Annotated in this window: 1 protein-coding gene; it reads left to right on the forward strand. The window is 72.9% G+C overall.

Annotated features, from left to right (window positions below; genetic code table 11):
• Positions 1–82: 82 nt before the first annotated feature.
• Positions 83–516 (forward strand): ATP-binding cassette domain-containing protein (locus tag ACYU7Q_RS21935; RefSeq protein WP_460611589.1); only part of this gene is annotated, 434 nt, incomplete at its 3' end.

The raw sequence follows: 516 nt of genomic DNA on the forward strand, positions 1-516 counted from the left end.
GCCGTACGCCTTGGCCGGGTCGTATGCTCCATCCCGGAACAGCTGGAAGTCGTCGAACTCTATTTCGGAAACATGGTGGCCGGTGCTTGAGGTCAGTGGCCTGGTCGCCGGATACGGTCCGGTGCGCGCGCTGGACGGGGTCGACCTGACCGTGGCGGAAGGGTCGATCACCGCGGTGCTGGGGGTCAACGGCGCGGGGAAGTCGACCCTGCTGCGGGTGCTCGCCGGTCTGACCGAACCGGACAGCGGCGAGGTCCGGCTGAACCCGCCGACGGCCACCGTCGGGCACCTGCCCCAGGAACCGGAACGGCGGGAGGGTGAGTCGGTGCGGGCGTTCCTGGCCCGCCGCACCGGGGTCGCCGCGGCGCAGGCCGAACTGGACACCGCCACCGAGGCGCTGGCCACGGGCGCGGATGGCGCCGACGACGCCTACGCGGCCGCACTGGACCGCTGGCTGACGCTGGGCGGCGCCGATCTGGAGGACCGTGCCGAGGAGGTCGCCGCCGAGCTGGGGCT

This window comes from Hymenobacter terrigena, from assembly GCF_054776515.1.